Raw genomic sequence first — 16,270 nt, forward strand, 5'->3', positions numbered from 1 at the left:
CTAGGGTATAACCCGAAGATTAAAAGGGAGGTAGGCCCCTTGCTAGATGTGAACAATTTTGAGTATATGAACATCGGTCTCGCATCACCTGATAAAATCCGTTCTTGGTCTTTTGGTGAAGTGAAAAAGCCTGAAACGATTAACTATCGTACACTGAAACCGGAAAAAGATGGTCTCTTTTGTGAACGTATCTTCGGACCGCAAAAAGACTGGGAATGTCATTGTGGAAAGTATAAACGCGTTCGTTATAAGGGTGTTGTATGTGACCGTTGTGGTGTAGAAGTAACACGGGCAAAAGTCCGTCGTGAGAGAATGGGGCATATCGAACTGGCTGCCCCAGTTTCCCACATTTGGTATTTCAAAGGTATCCCAAGCCGTATGGGTCTTGTTCTAGATATGTCACCACGTGCGTTAGAAGAAGTGATTTACTTCGCTTCTTACGTCGTGACTGATCCGGGCAACACACCGCTTGAGAAGAAACAACTTCTTTCTGAGAAAGAATTCCGTGCTTATTTAGATAAATACGGTAACACCTTCCAAGCAGCTATGGGTGCAGAAGCAATTAACAAACTTCTTCAAGATATCGATCTTGTGAAAGAAGTAGATACACTCAAAGAAGAGCTAAAAACAGCTCAAGGACAGCGTCGTACACGTGCGATCAAACGCCTTGAAGTGTTGGAAGCTTTCCGTAACTCAGGAAACAAACCGTCTTGGATGATCCTTGATGTACTTCCGGTGATTCCACCAGAATTACGTCCAATGGTTCAGCTTGATGGCGGACGTTTTGCTACTTCTGACTTGAACGACCTTTATCGTCGTGTCATCAACCGTAACAATCGTCTGAAACGTTTATTAGATCTTGGCGCGCCAAGCATCATTGTACAGAACGAGAAGCGTATGCTTCAAGAAGCTGTCGATGCCTTGATTGATAATGGACGTAGAGGCCGACCAGTAACAGGACCAGGAAATAGACCATTGAAATCTCTTTCTCACATGCTGAAAGGGAAACAAGGACGTTTCCGTCAAAACTTGCTTGGTAAACGTGTTGACTATTCTGGACGTTCCGTTATCGTCGTTGGACCACATTTGAAAATGTATCAGTGTGGACTTCCGAAAGAAATGGCTCTTGAACTATTCAAACCATTCGTGATGAAGGAGCTTGTTGAAAAAGGATTAGCTCACAACATTAAGAGCGCGAAACGTAAGATTGAGCGCGTGCAGCCGGAAGTTTGGGATGTTTTAGAATCAGTAATTCGTGAGCATCCAGTTTTACTAAACCGTGCACCAACTCTTCACAGACTTGGTATTCAAGCGTTTGAACCTACACTTGTGGAAGGACGCGCAATTCGTCTGCATCCACTTGTATGTACTGCCTACAACGCTGACTTTGATGGTGACCAAATGGCGGTTCACGTACCATTATCTGCTGAAGCTCAAGCTGAAGCTCGTATCTTAATGCTTGCTGCTCAAAACATTTTGAACCCGAAAGATGGAAAACCTGTTGTTACGCCATCTCAGGATATGGTGCTTGGTAACTATTACCTTACACTTGAGCGTAAAGGTGCTATCGGAGAAGGTATGGTCTTCAAAGATACGGATGAAGCCCTTCTTGCTTATCAAAATGGGTATGTACATCTTCATACACGTGTAGCTGTTGCAGCTAGCTCGTTGAAGAACGTGACATTCACTGATGAACAGCGTTCTAAATTGTTGATTACAACAGTTGGAAAATTGATCTTTAACGAAATCTTACCGGAATCATTCCCATACATGAATGAACCGACTAAGAGCAATATTGAAGAAAAAACGCCTGATCGTTTCTTCCTTGAAAAAGGTGAGGATGTCAAAGCTGCGATCGAGAAACAAGAAATCAATGCGCCGTTCAAAAAAGGTATTTTAGGTAAAATCATTGCTGAAATCTTTAAGAGATTCCATATCACTGAAACATCTAAAATGCTTGACCGCATGAAAAATCTTGGTTTCAGATATTCTACTAAAGCCGGTATTACGGTTGGTGTATCTGATATCGTGGTACTAGACGATAAACAAAAAATCCTTGAAGAAGCACAAGCAAAAGTAGATAACGTCATGAAGCAATTCAGACGTGGTTTGATTACAGAAGAAGAGCGTTATGAGAGAGTCATTTCAATCTGGAGTTCTTCTAAAGATGTCATCCAAGGTAAACTGATGAAGTCCCTTGATGAAGTCAACCCAATCTACATGATGAGTGACTCTGGAGCGCGTGGTAACGCATCTAACTTCACTCAGCTGGCTGGTATGCGTGGTCTGATGGCCAACCCGGCTGGACGTATCATTGAACTTCCGATTAAATCTAGTTTCCGTGAAGGTTTAACCGTATTGGAATACTTTATTTCCACTCACGGAGCGCGTAAAGGTCTTGCCGATACAGCTCTTAAAACAGCTGACTCAGGTTACCTCACGCGTCGTCTCGTTGACGTTGCACAGGATGTTATTATCCGTGAAACAGATTGCGGTACAGACCGTGGAATCTTGGCGAAGTCCATTAAAGAAGGAAATGAAATTATTGAGAAACTTGAAGAACGTCTTATCGGACGTTTTGCAAGAAAACCAATTATTCATCCTGAAACGGGCGAAGTCATTGTTGGCGAAAACGAACTAATTGATGAAGATAAAGCACTTGAAGTGGTTGAAGCAGGAATCGAGGAAGTATGGATCCGTTCTGCATTTACATGTAACACGCCTCATGGTGTATGTAAACGATGCTACGGCCGTAACCTTGCAACTGGTACTGACGTTGAAGTCGGTGAAGCAGTTGGAATCATCGCTGCACAATCGATCGGTGAGCCAGGAACACAGCTTACAATGCGTACGTTCCACACCGGTGGGGTAGCAGGAGACGATATCACTCAAGGTTTACCTCGTATCCAAGAGTTATTTGAAGCGCGTAATCCGAAAGGGCAGGCAACCATTTCTGAAATTGATGGTGTCGTTGCTGAAATTAACGATGTTCGTGACAAGCAGCAGGAAATTGTGGTTCAAGGCGAAGTTGAAACTCGCTCTTACACAGCTCCTTACAATGCACGTCTGAAAGTTGTTGAAGGTGACAAAGTCACTCGTGGTCAAGTACTGACAGAAGGTTCAATCGATCCGAAAGAACTTCTTAAAGTGACTGATATGACAGCTGTTCAAGAATATCTGCTTCATGAAGTACAAAAAGTATACCGTATGCAAGGGGTAGAAATCGGAGATAAGCACGTAGAAGTAATGGTTCGCCAAATGCTTCGTAAAGTGCGTGTCGCTGATGCAGGGGATACAGATGTATTACCAGGCACACTTCTTGATGTACACCAATTCACAGAAGCGAACAAAAAAGTACTATTCGAAGGCAAACGTCCTGCAACAGGCCGTCCAGTTCTTCTTGGTATTACAAAAGCATCGCTTGAAACAGACTCGTTCTTGTCTGCAGCATCCTTCCAAGAAACGACTCGTGTCCTAACAGATGCGGCGATCAAAGGAAAACGTGATGAATTGCTTGGCTTGAAAGAGAATGTCATCATCGGTAAACTTGTTCCTGCTGGAACTGGAATGCCAAACTACCGTAAAGTTAAGCCGGTTTCACAAGTGCAGCCGTCTGACGATATGGTTCCTGTAGAGTAATCTTTCTCTTAAGATTTCTATAAAAATCATCAGAAAATGGTGAAGGATGTCAAGATAATCTGTCAAACGATATTGACATCCTTCTGCCATGATGATAATATAACCAAGGTGCTCAAAATAAAACCTGTTACTTTGGAGGATATTCGATGTCTTATGATAAAGTATCACAGGCTCAATCCATTATTATTGGTACGAAGCAAACAGTAAAAGCTCTGAAACGAGATTCAGTGAAGGAAATCGTCGTAGCGAAAGATGCTGATCCTGCTTTAACCGCTAGTGTAATGAAACTAGCGCAAGAGAAGGGTGTAGACATTTTAGTGGTAGATTCCATGAAAAAGCTCGGCAAGGCCTGCGGAATTGAAGTTGGGGCAGCAGCTGTTGCCATTATGTTATAGCGTACTTGTTTTGTTTTTGCATGCTTAAAATGCAAAAGCATTGTTTTTTGCCTTTTGATGAACCACCTGGGTATGTGGGTTATAAAAAAAGTAATGAAGGGAGGAATAACAACATGCCTACAATTAATCAGCTAATACGCAAAGGACGCGTGAGTAAAGTTGAAAACTCAAAGTCTCCTGCACTTAACAAAGGATACAACAGTTTCAAAAAAGAGCACACTAACGTAACATCTCCACAGAAGCGCGGGGTTTGTACTCGTGTCGGTACAATGACACCGAAAAAACCAAACTCAGCACTACGTAAATATGCTCGTGTACGTTTGTCTAACCTGATTGAGGTAACAGCTTACATTCCTGGTATCGGACATAACCTACAAGAGCACAGTGTAGTACTTATCCGTGGCGGACGTGTAAAAGACTTACCGGGTGTACGTTACCACATCGTTCGTGGTGCGCTTGATACTGCCGGAGTTGACGGTCGTATGCAAGGACGTTCTAAATACGGAACAAAACGCCCTAAACAAAGCAAATAATATAAACAACCATAAGGGTTTTTAGAAGTTGAGTTCAGATCAGTGGAGTCAGGTAACTGACAATGAAATTGAGATGAAAGACAGTTAGAAATCCTTTTAAAAGAGAAGGGAGGCTATTCAGATGCCACGTAAAGGTCCTGTAGCAAAAAGAGACGTTTTGCCAGATCCAATTTACAATTCTAAACTTGTATCTCGTTTGATCAACAAAATGATGATCGACGGTAAAAGAGGAAAGTCACAAACTATTCTCTACAAGTCATTTGATATCATCAAAGAACGTACTGGTAATGAAGCGATGGAGGTTTTCGAACAAGCCTTGAAAAACATCATGCCAGTTCTTGAAGTTAAAGCACGTCGTGTAGGTGGAGCTAACTACCAAGTTCCTGTAGAAGTTCGCCCAGATCGTCGTACGACTTTAGGTCTTCGCTGGTTAGTAAACTACGCTCGTCTTCGTGGAGAAAAAACGATGGAAGAGCGTCTTGCTAACGAAATCCTTGACGCAGCTAACAACACTGGTGCTGCTGTTAAGAAACGTGAAGATACACACAAAATGGCAGAAGCGAACAAAGCATTCGCTCACTACCGCTGGTAGGATTTATACCAAACTAAAAAAACTATTCCCTAATAAGGAAGGAGAAATTACCCAATGGCAAGAGAGTTCTCCTTAGACAAAACTCGTAATATTGGTATCATGGCTCACATCGATGCCGGTAAAACGACAACGACTGAGCGTATCTTGTACTACACTGGTCGTATCCATAAAATTGGTGAAACTCACGAAGGAGCTTCACAAATGGACTGGATGGAGCAGGAGCAAGAACGTGGTATTACAATCACTTCTGCTGCTACTACAGCACAATGGAAAGGTTACCGTGTAAACATCATTGATACACCAGGACACGTAGACTTCACTGTTGAAGTTGAACGTTCTTTGCGTGTACTTGATGGTGCGGTTGCTGTTCTTGATGCACAATCAGGTGTAGAGCCTCAAACTGAAACAGTTTGGCGCCAAGCAACAACTTACGGAGTACCTCGTATCGTATTCGTTAACAAAATGGATAAAACCGGTGCGGACTTCCTTTACTCTGTAAGCACATTAAGAGATCGTCTTCAAGCGAACGCTCATGCAATTCAATTGCCGATCGGCGCTGAAGATCAATTCGAAGGAATCATCGACCTTGTAGAAAACGTAGCATACTTCTACGAAGATGACCTTGGAACTCGCTCTGATGCACAAGAAATCCCTGCTGAGTATAAAGACAAAGCTGAAGAGCTTCGCAGCAGCTTGATTGAAGCTGTCGCTGAGCTTGATGAAGAGCTTATGGAAAAATACCTTGAGGGTGAAGAAATCACAATTCCTGAATTGAAAGCTGCAATCCGTAAAGGAACTTTGAATGTTGAATTCTACCCAGTTCTTGTTGGATCTGCTTTCAAAAACAAAGGTGTTCAGCTTGTACTTGACGCTGTGCTTGACTACCTTCCTGCACCAACTGATGTTGCTGCAATCAAAGGTACATTGCCAGATACAAATGAAGAGGTTGTACGTGAGTCTACTGATGACGCACCATTCGCAGCTCTTGCATTTAAAGTTATGACTGACCCTTATGTTGGGAAACTAACTTTCTTCCGCGTATACTCTGGAACACTTGATTCTGGTTCTTACGTGAAGAACTCTTCTAAGAACAAGCGTGAGCGTGTTGGACGTATCCTTCAAATGCACGCAAACAGCCGTGAAGAAATCTCTACTGTATATGCAGGGGATATCGCAGCAGCTGTTGGTCTTAAAGATACATCTACTGGTGATACTCTTTGTGACGAGAAAAATCTTGTTATCCTTGAGTCTATGGAATTCCCAGAGCCAGTTATCGATGTAGCTATCGAGCCTAAATCTAAGGCTGACCAAGATAAAATGGGTATCGCTTTAGCTAAACTAGCTGAAGAGGATCCAACTTTCCGTACACAAACAAACACTGAAACTGGTCAAACGATCATCTCTGGTATGGGTGAGCTTCACCTTGATATCATTGTTGACCGTATGAAGCGTGAGTTCAAGGTTGAAGCTAACGTAGGAGCTCCTCAAGTTGCGTACCGTGAAACATTCCGTTCTAGTGCAAAAGTTGAAGGTAAATTCGTACGTCAGTCTGGTGGACGCGGTCAGTTCGGACACGTTTGGATCGAATTCGAACCAAACGAAGAAGGCGCAGGCTTCGAATTCACAAATGCAATCGTCGGTGGGGTTGTTCCACGTGAATACATTCCAGCAATTCAAGCAGGTCTTGAAGATTCACTAGAAAATGGTGTATTAGCTGGATTCCCATTAATCGACATCAAAGCAAAATTATTCGATGGATCTTACCACGATGTTGACTCTAACGAAATGGCGTTTAAAATTGCTGCATCTATGGCATTGAAAAATGCTGTCAGCAAATGTAACCCAGTTCTACTTGAGCCAATGATGAAAGTAGAAGTCGTTATCCCAGAAGAATACATGGGAGACATCATGGGTGATATCACATCTCGTCGTGGACGTGTAGAAGGTATGGAAGCTCGCGGTAACGCTCAAGTTGTTCGCGCTATGGTTCCACTTTCTGAAATGTTCGGATATGCAACTGCACTCCGTTCTAACACACAAGGACGCGGTACTTTCACTATGCACATGGATCACTACGAAGAAGTGCCTAAGAGCATCAGTGAAGAAATCATCAAAAAAAATAAAGGTGAATAATTGATTTTGCCTTTAAACTAAAGTATAACTACTATTGAAGATCAGAAAGTGAGAGGTAACTCTTCACTTTCTATCACTCATACCAAATACAATGAACCTTTAAGGAGGATTTTTAGAATGGCTAAAGAAAAATTCGACCGTTCCAAATCGCATGCTAACATTGGTACAATTGGACACGTTGACCATGGTAAAACAACTCTAACTGCTGCTATCTCAACAGTTCTTCATAAGAAATCTGGTAAAGGTACAGCTATGGCTTATGACCAAATCGATGGTGCTCCAGAAGAGCGCGAGCGTGGAATCACAATCTCAACTGCACACGTTGAGTATGAAACTGAAACTCGTCACTATGCACACGTAGACTGCCCAGGACACGCTGACTATGTTAAAAACATGATCACTGGTGCTGCTCAAATGGACGGCGCGATCTTAGTAGTATCTGCTGCTGATGGTCCAATGCCACAAACACGTGAGCACATCCTACTTTCTCGTAACGTAGGTGTTCCTTACATCGTAGTATTCCTTAACAAATGTGACATGGTTGACGATGAAGAGTTACTTGAACTTGTTGAAATGGAAGTTCGTGACCTTCTTTCTGACTATGACTTCCCTGGTGACGATGTACCAGTTATCAAAGGTTCTGCTCTTAAAGCTCTTGAAGGTGATGCTGATTACGAAGCAAAAATCTTCGAACTTATGGATGCGGTTGATGAGTACATCCCAACTCCAGAGCGTGACACTGAGAAGCCATTCATGATGCCAGTTGAGGACGTATTCTCAATCACTGGTCGTGGAACAGTTGCTACTGGTCGTGTTGAGCGTGGACAAGTTAAAGTCGGTGATGAAGTTGAAATCATCGGTCTTCAAGAAGAAAACGGTAAAACAACTGTTACAGGTGTTGAAATGTTCCGTAAACTTCTTGACTATGCTGAAGCTGGTGACAACATCGGTGCACTACTTCGTGGTGTATCTCGTGAAGATATCCAACGTGGTCAAGTACTTGCTAAACCAGGTACAATCACTCCACATAGCCGTTTCAAAGCTGAAGTTTATGTACTTTCTAAAGAAGAGGGTGGACGTCATACTCCATTCTTCACTAACTACCGTCCGCAGTTCTACTTCCGTACAACTGACGTAACTGGTATCGTACATCTTCCAGAAGGTACTGAAATGGTAATGCCTGGCGATAACACTGAGATGGAAGTTGAACTTATCTCTACTATCGCTATCGAAGAAGGAACTCGTTTCTCTATCCGTGAGGGTGGACGTACTGTAGGTTCTGGCGTCGTTTCTACTATCATTAAGTAATAACAGTTAAAAAGAGACTCCTTGCAAAAGGGTCTCTTTTTTTGCTTTTCCAGTGCATAACGGCTACTATAAGCTATAGAATCTAAATGGAACCGAGAGGATCACTGGAATGGCGAAGACAATGTTGAAAAAGTGGCTGATTGGCGGGCTTGATCAATGGATTATGATAAAAGAAGATCAAGCGAAAAAAACAAAACCTGTTTTATTATTTTTACACGGTGGCCCTGGCTCAGCTCAAATGAGTTATATCGATTCCTTTCATAAGGAACTTGATCAAGACTTCACTGTTGTTCATTGGGACCAGCGCGGTGCAGGACTGTCTTATCAAAAAAACATTCCTGAGTCTTCTATGACCATTGGGCAATTCGTAGAGGATACGATTGAGCTTACAGAAAAACTGCTTTCTTATAATGATCAAACGAAAATATACATTGCGGGTTATTCATGGGGATCATTAATTGCGATACAAGCTGTACATAAACGACCAGATTTGTATCATGCCTATTATGGAATTAGTCAGGTCGTTGATGTATTAAAAGAGGATATTGTATCGTACGAACTTCTTCTAAAAAAATATCAAGGCAAGCATTTCTTCACTAGATGTCTAAGATTGCTGACACCACCCCCTTGGAAACGCACCTCTGCTCATGCTTTGTTCTCTCTATACAAAGAGTTCGCAAAAGTAGGGCTCACGCATAGGTGGAAGCCACTTTTTCAAATGCTGTATGCATTTCTTGTTAGTAAGCATTATCAGCTAAAAGATAAGTGGAAATTCCTTATGGGACAGAAGTATAGCCAGGATTTGCTGTGGGACGAGCTGATGAACGAAAGTATTCAATACCGAGTTTCTTCTATATTAATACCCTGCTACTTTATCATCGGGGAACATGACATGATTACACCAGCTGCTGTATCAAAACCATATGTTGATCAACTTACAGCACCAATAAAAGAGTGGTTTACTTTTAAAGAATCTGCGCATTCTCCGCATATTGAAGAGCCAGAAGAATTTATTCGTATCGTCAGGAAGACAGCTACACATCATCTTCAGGGAAAGCTTGATTTATAGGCTGAACCCCTGTATAATATGAAAAGTGTGCAAATCATAAATTTATCCGATTTATTATTGCAACACGCAGGCCAATTTGGTACAATAGTGCATGTTGGTCTTTGACTGCGATGAAGTGAGAGGTTGCTGACACACCCGGCCGCTTTGCCATGGCAAGGTGATCAGGTTTTTCTCACGGAGAACTGTCTAACGTAAGTAGGCGAAAAGGAGGGAAAATAATGGCAAAACAAAAAATTCGTATTCGTTTAAAAGCATATGATCATAGAATTCTTGATCAATCTGCTGAGAAGATTGTTGAAACGGCTAAGCGTTCTGGTGCTAGTGTATCTGGTCCAATTCCGCTTCCAACTGAAAAATCAGTTTACACAATCCTTCGTGCGGTGCATAAGTACAAAGATTCTCGTGAGCAATTCGAGATGCGTACTCACAAACGTCTAATCGACATCGTGAATCCAACTCCGCAAACAGTTGATGCACTTATGCGTTTAGATTTACCATCCGGTGTAGATATCGAAATCAAACTTTAATTCAAATAGAAAACACATATTATAGGAGGTGTGACGAATGACCAAAGGAATCTTAGGTAGAAAAATTGGTATGACGCAAGTATTCGCAGAAAACGGTGATCTTATCCCTGTAACTGTTGTTGAGGCTGCTGCTAACGTTGTTCTTCAGAAGAAGACTACTGACACGGATGGCTATGAGGCAATCCAAATCGGTTTTGACGACAAACGTGAGAAGCTTTCTAACAAACCAGAGAAAGGCCACGTTGCTAAAGCGGAAACTGCTCCTAAGCGCTTCGTAAAAGAATTACGCGGTGTGGAGTTAGATGCGTATGAAGTTGGTCAGGAAGTCAAAGTTGATATTTTCGCAAATGGAGATATCGTAGATGTAACAGGAACATCAAAAGGTAAAGGATTCCAAGGGGCTATCAAACGCCACGGACAATCACGCGGACCAATGACTCACGGTTCACGTTATCACCGTCGTCCTGGTTCAATGGGACCTGTTGATCCAAACCGAGTATTCAAAGGTAAACTTCTTCCAGGACGTATGGGCGGAGAGCAAATCACTGTCCAAAATCTTGAGATCGTTAAAGTTGATGCAGAACGCAATCTTCTTTTGATCAAAGGTAACGTACCAGGAGCTAAAAAATCTCTAGTAACTGTAAAGAGTGCAGTTAAAACTAAATAACTCTCTTAGGAAAGGAGGAAACAAGTCATGCCAAAAGTAGCATTATTTAACCAAAACGGTTCTACTAACGGTGAAATCGAATTAAACGCTTCTGTGTTTGGAATTGAGCCAAACGAAAGCGTAGTATTCGATGCTATTCTTATGCAAAGAGCTTCCTTACGTCAAGGAACTCACAAAGTAAAAACTCGTTCTGAAGTACGTGGCGGAGGTCGTAAACCTTGGAGACAGAAGGGTACAGGTCGTGCTCGTCAAGGTTCTATCCGTTCACCACAATGGCGCGGAGGCGGTATCGTATTCGGTCCAACACCACGCAGCTATTCTTATAAATTACCTAAAAAAGTTCGCCGCTTGGCTATCAAGTCAGTATTGTCTTCTAAAGTAATCGACAACAACATCATCGTTCTTGAAGATCTTACTCTTGATGCAGTGAAAACGAAAGAATTCGCAGGCATCCTTAAAGGGTTATCTGTTGAGAAGAAAGCGTTGATCGTCACTGCGGATGCAAACGAAACAGTTGCTTTATCTGCTCGTAACATCCCTGGAGTAACAGTTGTTGAAGCTAACGGTATCAACGTTCTTGACGTTGTCAACCACGACAAACTTCTGATCACTAAAGCAGCGGTTGAAAAAGTAGAGGAGGGACTTGCATAATGAAAGATCCTCGTGATGTTCTAAAGCGCCCTATCATTACTGAACGTTCTGCTGATCTAATGACAGAGAAGAAGTACACGTTCGAAGTTGATGTCAGAGCTAACAAGACAGAAGTGAAAGACGCTGTTGAAGAGATCTTTGGAGTGAAAGTTGAGAAAGTCAACGTTCAAAACTACAAAGGTAAATCAAAACGCGTTGGACGCTACACTGGTATGACTAGCCGTCGCAGAAAAGCGATCGTGAAATTAACTGCTGACAGCAAAGAAATCGAAATTTTTGAAGCGTAAATCTTAAAAAGAAGGAGGGAAATTCAAAATGGCGATTAAAAAGTATAAACCAACCAGTAATGGTCGTCGTGGCATGACTACTTCAGATTTTGCTGAAATCACGACTGACAAACCAGAAAAATCGTTGCTTGCACCGCTTCACAGAAAAGGCGGACGTAACAACCAAGGTAGATTGACTGTTCGTCATCAAGGTGGCGGTCACAAACGTCAATACCGTATCATCGACTTTAAGCGTGATAAAGACGGTATACCTGGACGCGTTGCTACAATCGAGTATGATCCAAACCGTTCAGCGAACATCGCTCTTGTAAACTATGCAGATGGTGAGAAACGTTACATTCTTGCTCCGAAAGGAATCCAAGTTGGTACTGAAGTTACTTCTGGACCAGAAGCTGACATCAAACCAGGTAATGCTCTTCCACTTATCAACATCCCAGTTGGTACAGTTGTGCATAACATTGAATTAAAACCAGGTAAAGGTGGACAATTAGTTCGTTCTGCTGGTACTTCTGCTCAAGTTCTAGGTAAAGAAGGTAAATACGTTCTTGTACGTTTGAACTCTGGTGAAGTACGCATGATCCTTTCTGCTTGCCGTGCGACTATCGGTCAAGTTGGAAACGAACAACACGAACTAATCAACATCGGTAAAGCTGGACGTTCTCGCTGGAAAGGCGTACGCCCAACAGTTCGTGGTTCTGTAATGAACCCTAACGATCACCCACACGGCGGTGGTGAAGGACGCGCTCCAATCGGACGTAAATCACCAATGTCTCCATGGGGTAAACCGACTCTTGGATTCAAGACTCGTAAGAAAACCAACAAGTCTGATAAATTCATTGTACGTCGTCGTAAAAACAAGTAACGGGGTTGTCTACGGTTCATTTAGGACCGTAGTTCAATCACGAAGGGAGGTTCCACAATGGCTCGCAGCTTAAAAAAAGGACCATTTGTTGATGATCATTTGATGGCTAAAGTCGAGAAATTGAATGAAACTGACAAAAAGCAAGTCGTAAAAACTTGGTCTCGTCGTTCTACAATTTTCCCACAATTCATCGGTCACACAATCGCTGTCTATGACGGACGCAAACATGTACCTGTTTTCATTTCTGAAGATATGGTAGGTCACAAATTGGGCGAATTCGCACCAAGCCGTACTTACAAAGGTCATGCTAGTGACGATAAAAAAACAAGACGCTAATGAGAGGAGGCTTTTAAATGCAAGCTAAAGCTGTCGCAAGAACAGTCCGTATTGCTCCTCGTAAAGCACGTCTAGTAATGGACCTGATCCGAGGTAAGCAAGTAGGAGAAGCAGTTTCTATCTTAAACCTTACACCTAAGGCTGCTTCACCAATTATTGAAAAAGTATTAAAATCTGCTATCGCAAATGCTGAGCACAACTACGAGTTGGACGCTAACAGCCTAGTGATTACTCAAGCATTCGTTGACGAAGGTCCAACACTTAAGAGATTCCGTCCACGTGCTATGGGTCGTGCGAGCGCAATTAACAAACGTACTAGCCACATTACAATCGTTGTATCAGAAAAGAAGGAGGGATAATCCGTGGGTCAAAAGGTAAATCCAGTAGGTCTTCGTATTGGCGTCATTCGTGATTGGGAATCTAAATGGTTCGCAGGAAAAGATTACGCTGACTTCTTACATGAAGACTTGAAAATCCGTGAATTCATCAGCAAGCGTTTGTCTGACGCGTCTGTTTCTAAAGTAGAAATCGAACGTGCTGCAAACCGCGTAAATATCACAATCCACACGGCTAAACCAGGTATGGTAATTGGTAAAGGCGGATCTGAAGTTGAAGCACTTCGTAAAGCTCTTAACAGCCTAACTGGCAAACGTGTACACATCAACATTCTTGAAATCAAGAGAGCAGATCTTGATGCTCAGCTAGTTGCTGAAAACATCGCTCGTCAACTTGAAAATCGTATTTCATTCCGTCGTGCACAAAAACAAACAATCCAACGCACAATGCGTGCTGGAGCACAAGGAATCAAAACAATGGTTTCTGGTCGTCTTGGCGGTGCAGATATTGCTCGTTCTGAATATTACAGTGAAGGTACTGTTCCATTGCACACACTTCGTGCTGACATCGACTATGCTACTGCTGAAGCTGATACTACTTATGGTAAGCTTGGCGTAAAAGTATGGATCTATCGTGGAGAAGTCCTTCCAACTAAGAAGAATACTGCGGAAGGAGGAAAATAATATGTTATTGCCAAAACGCGTGAAGTATCGCAGAGAACATCGTGGAAAAATGCGTGGTCGTGCAAAAGGCGGCACTGAAGTACATTTCGGTGAGTTCGGTATCCAAGCTCTTGAAGCTTCTTGGATCACTAACCGTCAAATCGAAGCTGCTCGTATTGCTATGACTCGTTACATGAAACGTGGCGGTAAAGTTTGGATTAAAATTTTCCCTTCTAAGCCATACACAGCTAAACCTCTAGAGGTCCGCATGGGTTCCGGTAAAGGTGCTCCAGAAGGCTGGGTAGCTGTAGTAAAACCGGGCAAAGTTTTATTTGAAATTTCTGGTGTGTCTGAAGAAGTTGCTCGTGAAGCTCTTCGTCTTGCATCTCACAAATTGCCAATTAAAACGAAGTTCGTAAAACGTGAAGAAATTGGTGGTGAATCAAATGAAAGCTAATGAAATTCGTGACCTTACCACTGCTGAAATTGAACAAAAAGTAAAGTCTCTTAAAGAAGAACTTTTCAATCTTCGTTTCCAATTAGCGACTGGGCAGCTTGAAAACACTGCTCGCATTCGTGAAGTGCGTAAATCAATCGCACGCATGAAAACTGTGATTCGTCAAAGAGAAATCGCTGCTAATAAATAATAATTAGAGGGGAGGCCCCGCAAACATGAGCGAACGTAACCAACGTAAAGTGTATCAAGGTCGTGTTGTTTCTGACAAAATGGATAAAACCATCACTGTTGTAGTTGAAACATACAAAAAGCATTCACTTTATGGCAAACGTGTAAGATACTCTAAAAAGTTCAAAGCACATGATGAAAACAACCAAGCAAAAATCGGAGACATCGTAAAGGTCATGGAAACTCGTCCATTATCTGCGACTAAACGCTTTCGTCTAGTTGAAGTTGTCGAAGAAGCTGTTATTATCTAATAAAGTTCGGATTTCTTTTTCCGAAGGGAGGTAACATTAATGATTCAACAGGAGACTCGTTTAAAAGTAGCTGACAACTCTGGCGCACGCGAAGTACTAACGATTAAAGTTCTTGGTGGCTCTGGACGTAAAACGGCTAACATCGGTGATGTCATTGTTTGTACGGTTAAACAAGCAACACCAGGAGGCGTTGTCAAAAAAGGTGAAGTTGTGAAAGCAGTTATCGTTCGTACTAAGAGCGGAGCTCGCAGAAACGATGGATCTTACATCAGTTTTGATGAAAATGCATGTGTCATCATCCGTGACGACAAGAGCCCACGTGGAACTCGTATCTTCGGACCAGTAGCACGTGAACTTCGTGAAAACAACTATATGAAAATTGTTTCTTTAGCACCAGAAGTACTTTAATGAATACAATCCGCGACTCAAGGAGGTGCGATTAAATGCATGTTAAAAAGGGCGATAAAGTAGTGGTTATCTCTGGTAAAGATAAAGGTAAACAAGGTGTCATCCTTGCTGCTTTCCCTAAAAAGGACCGTGTTTTAGTAGAAGGTATTAACCTTGTGAAAAAACACTCTAAACCAACTCAAGCTAACCCTCAAGGCGGAATTTCTGAACAAGAAGCGCCGATCCACGTATCAAACGTAATGCCGCTTGATCCTAAAACGGGTGAAGTGACACGTATTGGATATAAAGTTGAGGACGGAAAGAAAGTCCGTGTAGCGAAAAAATCTGGGCAAGTTCTAGATAAATAGTAAATAAGGAAGGGAGGTCTTTCTCATGAACCGCCTTAAAGAAAAGTATGTTAAAGAAATTACACCTGCATTAGTTTCTAAGTTTGAATACAAATCAGTAATGCAAGTGCCAAAAATCGAAAAAATCGTGATCAACATGGGTGTTGGTGACGCCGTTCAAAACGCTAAAGCAATCGATACTGCTGTTGAAGAATTAACGTTTATCGCTGGTCAAAAACCTGTCGTTACTCGTGCGAAGAAGTCTATTGCTGGATTCCGTCTACGTGAAGGAATGCCAATCGGTGCGAAAGTAACACTTCGCGGAGAGCGCATGTACGATTTCCTTGATAAACTTATTTCTGTATCTTTACCACGTGTACGTGACTTCCGCGGGATTTCTAAGAAATCTTTCGACGGTCGTGGAAACTACACGCTTGGTATTAAAGAACAGTTAATCTTCCCAGAAATTGATTACGATAAAGTAACAAAAGTCCGCGGTATGGATATCGTTATCGTTACGACTGCCAACACGGATGAAGAAGCACGTGAGTTATTAACTCAAGTAGGTATGCCGTTCCAGAAATAATCAATGAAAGGGAGGCG

At 42.2% G+C, this 16,270-nt stretch carries 21 protein-coding genes; all 21 read left to right on the forward strand.

Annotation, left to right across the window (positions count from 1 at the left end; all coding sequences use genetic code 11):
- Positions 1–39 precede the first annotated feature (39 nt).
- The gene (gene rpoC, locus V7L95_RS07840; RefSeq protein ID WP_017366455.1) at positions 40–3,639 is read left to right on the forward strand and encodes a DNA-directed RNA polymerase subunit beta'; all 3,600 of its coding nucleotides are present in this window, start codon (positions 40–42) and stop codon (positions 3,637–3,639) included.
- 146 nt (positions 3,640–3,785) lie between these two features.
- Positions 3,786–4,034, forward strand: coding sequence for a 50S ribosomal protein L7ae-like protein (locus V7L95_RS07845; RefSeq protein WP_008345416.1), 249 nt, complete (start codon positions 3,786–3,788; stop codon positions 4,032–4,034).
- Positions 4,035–4,147: 113 nt separating this feature from the next.
- A complete protein-coding gene (gene rpsL / locus V7L95_RS07850) occupies positions 4,148–4,567 on the forward strand; it encodes a 30S ribosomal protein S12 (protein ID WP_003216962.1) in 420 nt (139 codons plus the stop codon).
- Between the two features lie 121 nt (positions 4,568–4,688).
- Positions 4,689–5,159 (forward strand): 30S ribosomal protein S7, encoded by a 471-nt coding sequence (rpsG, locus tag V7L95_RS07855; RefSeq protein ID WP_003216884.1) that lies wholly within the window; start codon positions 4,689–4,691, stop codon positions 5,157–5,159.
- A gap of 54 nt (positions 5,160–5,213) precedes the next feature.
- Positions 5,214–7,292, forward strand: coding sequence for an elongation factor G (gene fusA / locus V7L95_RS07860; protein WP_007496301.1), 2,079 nt, complete (start codon positions 5,214–5,216; stop codon positions 7,290–7,292).
- Between the two features lie 117 nt (positions 7,293–7,409).
- Entirely contained in the window at positions 7,410–8,600 is a 1,191-nt protein-coding gene (gene tuf, locus V7L95_RS07865; RefSeq protein WP_007496302.1) for an elongation factor Tu, read from the forward strand.
- A gap of 109 nt (positions 8,601–8,709) precedes the next feature.
- Positions 8,710–9,669, forward strand: a complete 960-nt coding sequence (locus V7L95_RS07870) for an alpha/beta hydrolase (RefSeq protein WP_340968729.1) — start codon at positions 8,710–8,712, stop codon at positions 9,667–9,669.
- A gap of 218 nt (positions 9,670–9,887) precedes the next feature.
- Positions 9,888–10,196 carry a 30S ribosomal protein S10 gene (gene rpsJ / locus V7L95_RS07875; RefSeq protein ID WP_003156464.1) on the forward strand — a complete coding sequence of 103 codons (309 nt, stop codon included), beginning with the start codon at positions 9,888–9,890 and terminating at the stop codon, positions 10,194–10,196.
- A gap of 37 nt (positions 10,197–10,233) precedes the next feature.
- Positions 10,234–10,863, forward strand: coding sequence for a 50S ribosomal protein L3 (gene rplC, locus V7L95_RS07880; protein ID WP_007496311.1), 630 nt, complete (start codon positions 10,234–10,236; stop codon positions 10,861–10,863).
- Between the two features lie 27 nt (positions 10,864–10,890).
- Entirely contained in the window at positions 10,891–11,514 is a 624-nt protein-coding gene (rplD, locus tag V7L95_RS07885; RefSeq protein WP_007496312.1) for a 50S ribosomal protein L4, read from the forward strand.
- Positions 11,514–11,801 (forward strand): 50S ribosomal protein L23, encoded by a 288-nt coding sequence (rplW, locus tag V7L95_RS07890; RefSeq protein WP_003217016.1) that lies wholly within the window; start codon positions 11,514–11,516, stop codon positions 11,799–11,801. Before rplD ends, rplW begins: the two co-directional genes overlap by 1 nt.
- A 28-nt stretch (positions 11,802–11,829) precedes the next feature.
- The gene (rplB, locus tag V7L95_RS07895; RefSeq protein WP_007496314.1) at positions 11,830–12,663 is read left to right on the forward strand and encodes a 50S ribosomal protein L2; all 834 of its coding nucleotides are present in this window, start codon (positions 11,830–11,832) and stop codon (positions 12,661–12,663) included.
- Positions 12,664–12,720: 57 nt separating this feature from the next.
- Positions 12,721–12,999, forward strand: coding sequence for a 30S ribosomal protein S19 (gene rpsS, locus V7L95_RS07900; RefSeq protein ID WP_003216920.1), 279 nt, complete (start codon positions 12,721–12,723; stop codon positions 12,997–12,999).
- Positions 13,000–13,016: 17 nt separating this feature from the next.
- On the forward strand, positions 13,017–13,358 hold the full coding sequence (gene rplV, locus V7L95_RS07905; protein ID WP_007496316.1) for a 50S ribosomal protein L22: 342 nt from the start codon (positions 13,017–13,019) through the stop codon (positions 13,356–13,358).
- A 3-nt stretch (positions 13,359–13,361) separates the two neighbouring features.
- Positions 13,362–14,018, forward strand: a complete 657-nt coding sequence (rpsC, locus tag V7L95_RS07910; protein ID WP_003217241.1) for a 30S ribosomal protein S3 — start codon at positions 13,362–13,364, stop codon at positions 14,016–14,018.
- 1 nt (position 14,019) lies between these two features.
- Positions 14,020–14,454 carry a 50S ribosomal protein L16 gene (gene rplP, locus V7L95_RS07915; protein WP_003225801.1) on the forward strand — a complete coding sequence of 145 codons (435 nt, stop codon included), beginning with the start codon at positions 14,020–14,022 and terminating at the stop codon, positions 14,452–14,454.
- Complete coding sequence (gene rpmC, locus V7L95_RS07920) at positions 14,444–14,644, forward strand: 50S ribosomal protein L29 (protein WP_003217155.1); 201 nt, start codon at positions 14,444–14,446, stop codon at positions 14,642–14,644. Before rplP ends, rpmC begins: the two co-directional genes overlap by 11 nt.
- A gap of 25 nt (positions 14,645–14,669) precedes the next feature.
- The gene (gene rpsQ, locus V7L95_RS07925; protein WP_003216906.1) at positions 14,670–14,933 is read left to right on the forward strand and encodes a 30S ribosomal protein S17; all 264 of its coding nucleotides are present in this window, start codon (positions 14,670–14,672) and stop codon (positions 14,931–14,933) included.
- Between the two features lie 39 nt (positions 14,934–14,972).
- Entirely contained in the window at positions 14,973–15,341 is a 369-nt protein-coding gene (gene rplN / locus V7L95_RS07930) for a 50S ribosomal protein L14 (protein ID WP_003216882.1), read from the forward strand.
- Between the two features lie 35 nt (positions 15,342–15,376).
- Complete coding sequence (gene rplX / locus V7L95_RS07935) at positions 15,377–15,688, forward strand: 50S ribosomal protein L24 (RefSeq protein WP_007496325.1); 312 nt, start codon at positions 15,377–15,379, stop codon at positions 15,686–15,688.
- A 25-nt stretch (positions 15,689–15,713) separates the two neighbouring features.
- Entirely contained in the window at positions 15,714–16,253 is a 540-nt protein-coding gene (gene rplE / locus V7L95_RS07940) for a 50S ribosomal protein L5 (protein WP_003217159.1), read from the forward strand.
- Positions 16,254–16,270 lie beyond the last annotated feature (17 nt).

The organism is Bacillus sp. PPSBB_11 (assembly GCF_038023285.1).
GTDB classification, from domain to species: Bacteria; Bacillota; Bacilli; order Bacillales; family Bacillaceae; genus Bacillus; species Bacillus altitudinis.

What these genes read in the sequence shown, in the direction of transcription:
- V7L95_RS07845 (WP_008345416.1), top strand. Translation starts at nt 3,786, where the DNA reads ATGTCTTATGATAAAGTATCACAGGCTCAATCCATTATTATTGGTACG.
- rpsL (WP_003216962.1), top strand. Translation starts at nt 4,148, where the DNA reads ATGCCTACAATTAATCAGCTAATACGCAAAGGACGCGTGAGTAAAGTT.
- rpsG (WP_003216884.1), top strand. Translation starts at nt 4,689, where the DNA reads ATGCCACGTAAAGGTCCTGTAGCAAAAAGAGACGTTTTGCCAGATCCA.
- fusA (WP_007496301.1), top strand. Translation starts at nt 5,214, where the DNA reads ATGGCAAGAGAGTTCTCCTTAGACAAAACTCGTAATATTGGTATCATG.
- tuf (WP_007496302.1), top strand. Translation starts at nt 7,410, where the DNA reads ATGGCTAAAGAAAAATTCGACCGTTCCAAATCGCATGCTAACATTGGT.
- V7L95_RS07870 (WP_340968729.1), top strand. Translation starts at nt 8,710, where the DNA reads ATGGCGAAGACAATGTTGAAAAAGTGGCTGATTGGCGGGCTTGATCAA.
- rpsJ (WP_003156464.1), top strand. Translation starts at nt 9,888, where the DNA reads ATGGCAAAACAAAAAATTCGTATTCGTTTAAAAGCATATGATCATAGA.
- rplC (WP_007496311.1), top strand. Translation starts at nt 10,234, where the DNA reads ATGACCAAAGGAATCTTAGGTAGAAAAATTGGTATGACGCAAGTATTC.
- rplD (WP_007496312.1), top strand. Translation starts at nt 10,891, where the DNA reads ATGCCAAAAGTAGCATTATTTAACCAAAACGGTTCTACTAACGGTGAA.
- rplW (WP_003217016.1), top strand. Translation starts at nt 11,514, where the DNA reads ATGAAAGATCCTCGTGATGTTCTAAAGCGCCCTATCATTACTGAACGT.
- rplB (WP_007496314.1), top strand. Translation starts at nt 11,830, where the DNA reads ATGGCGATTAAAAAGTATAAACCAACCAGTAATGGTCGTCGTGGCATG.
- rpsS (WP_003216920.1), top strand. Translation starts at nt 12,721, where the DNA reads ATGGCTCGCAGCTTAAAAAAAGGACCATTTGTTGATGATCATTTGATG.
- rplV (WP_007496316.1), top strand. Translation starts at nt 13,017, where the DNA reads ATGCAAGCTAAAGCTGTCGCAAGAACAGTCCGTATTGCTCCTCGTAAA.
- rplP (WP_003225801.1), top strand. Translation starts at nt 14,020, where the DNA reads ATGTTATTGCCAAAACGCGTGAAGTATCGCAGAGAACATCGTGGAAAA.
- rpmC (WP_003217155.1), top strand. Translation starts at nt 14,444, where the DNA reads ATGAAAGCTAATGAAATTCGTGACCTTACCACTGCTGAAATTGAACAA.
- rpsQ (WP_003216906.1), top strand. Translation starts at nt 14,670, where the DNA reads ATGAGCGAACGTAACCAACGTAAAGTGTATCAAGGTCGTGTTGTTTCT.
- rplN (WP_003216882.1), top strand. Translation starts at nt 14,973, where the DNA reads ATGATTCAACAGGAGACTCGTTTAAAAGTAGCTGACAACTCTGGCGCA.
- rplX (WP_007496325.1), top strand. Translation starts at nt 15,377, where the DNA reads ATGCATGTTAAAAAGGGCGATAAAGTAGTGGTTATCTCTGGTAAAGAT.
- rplE (WP_003217159.1), top strand. Translation starts at nt 15,714, where the DNA reads ATGAACCGCCTTAAAGAAAAGTATGTTAAAGAAATTACACCTGCATTA.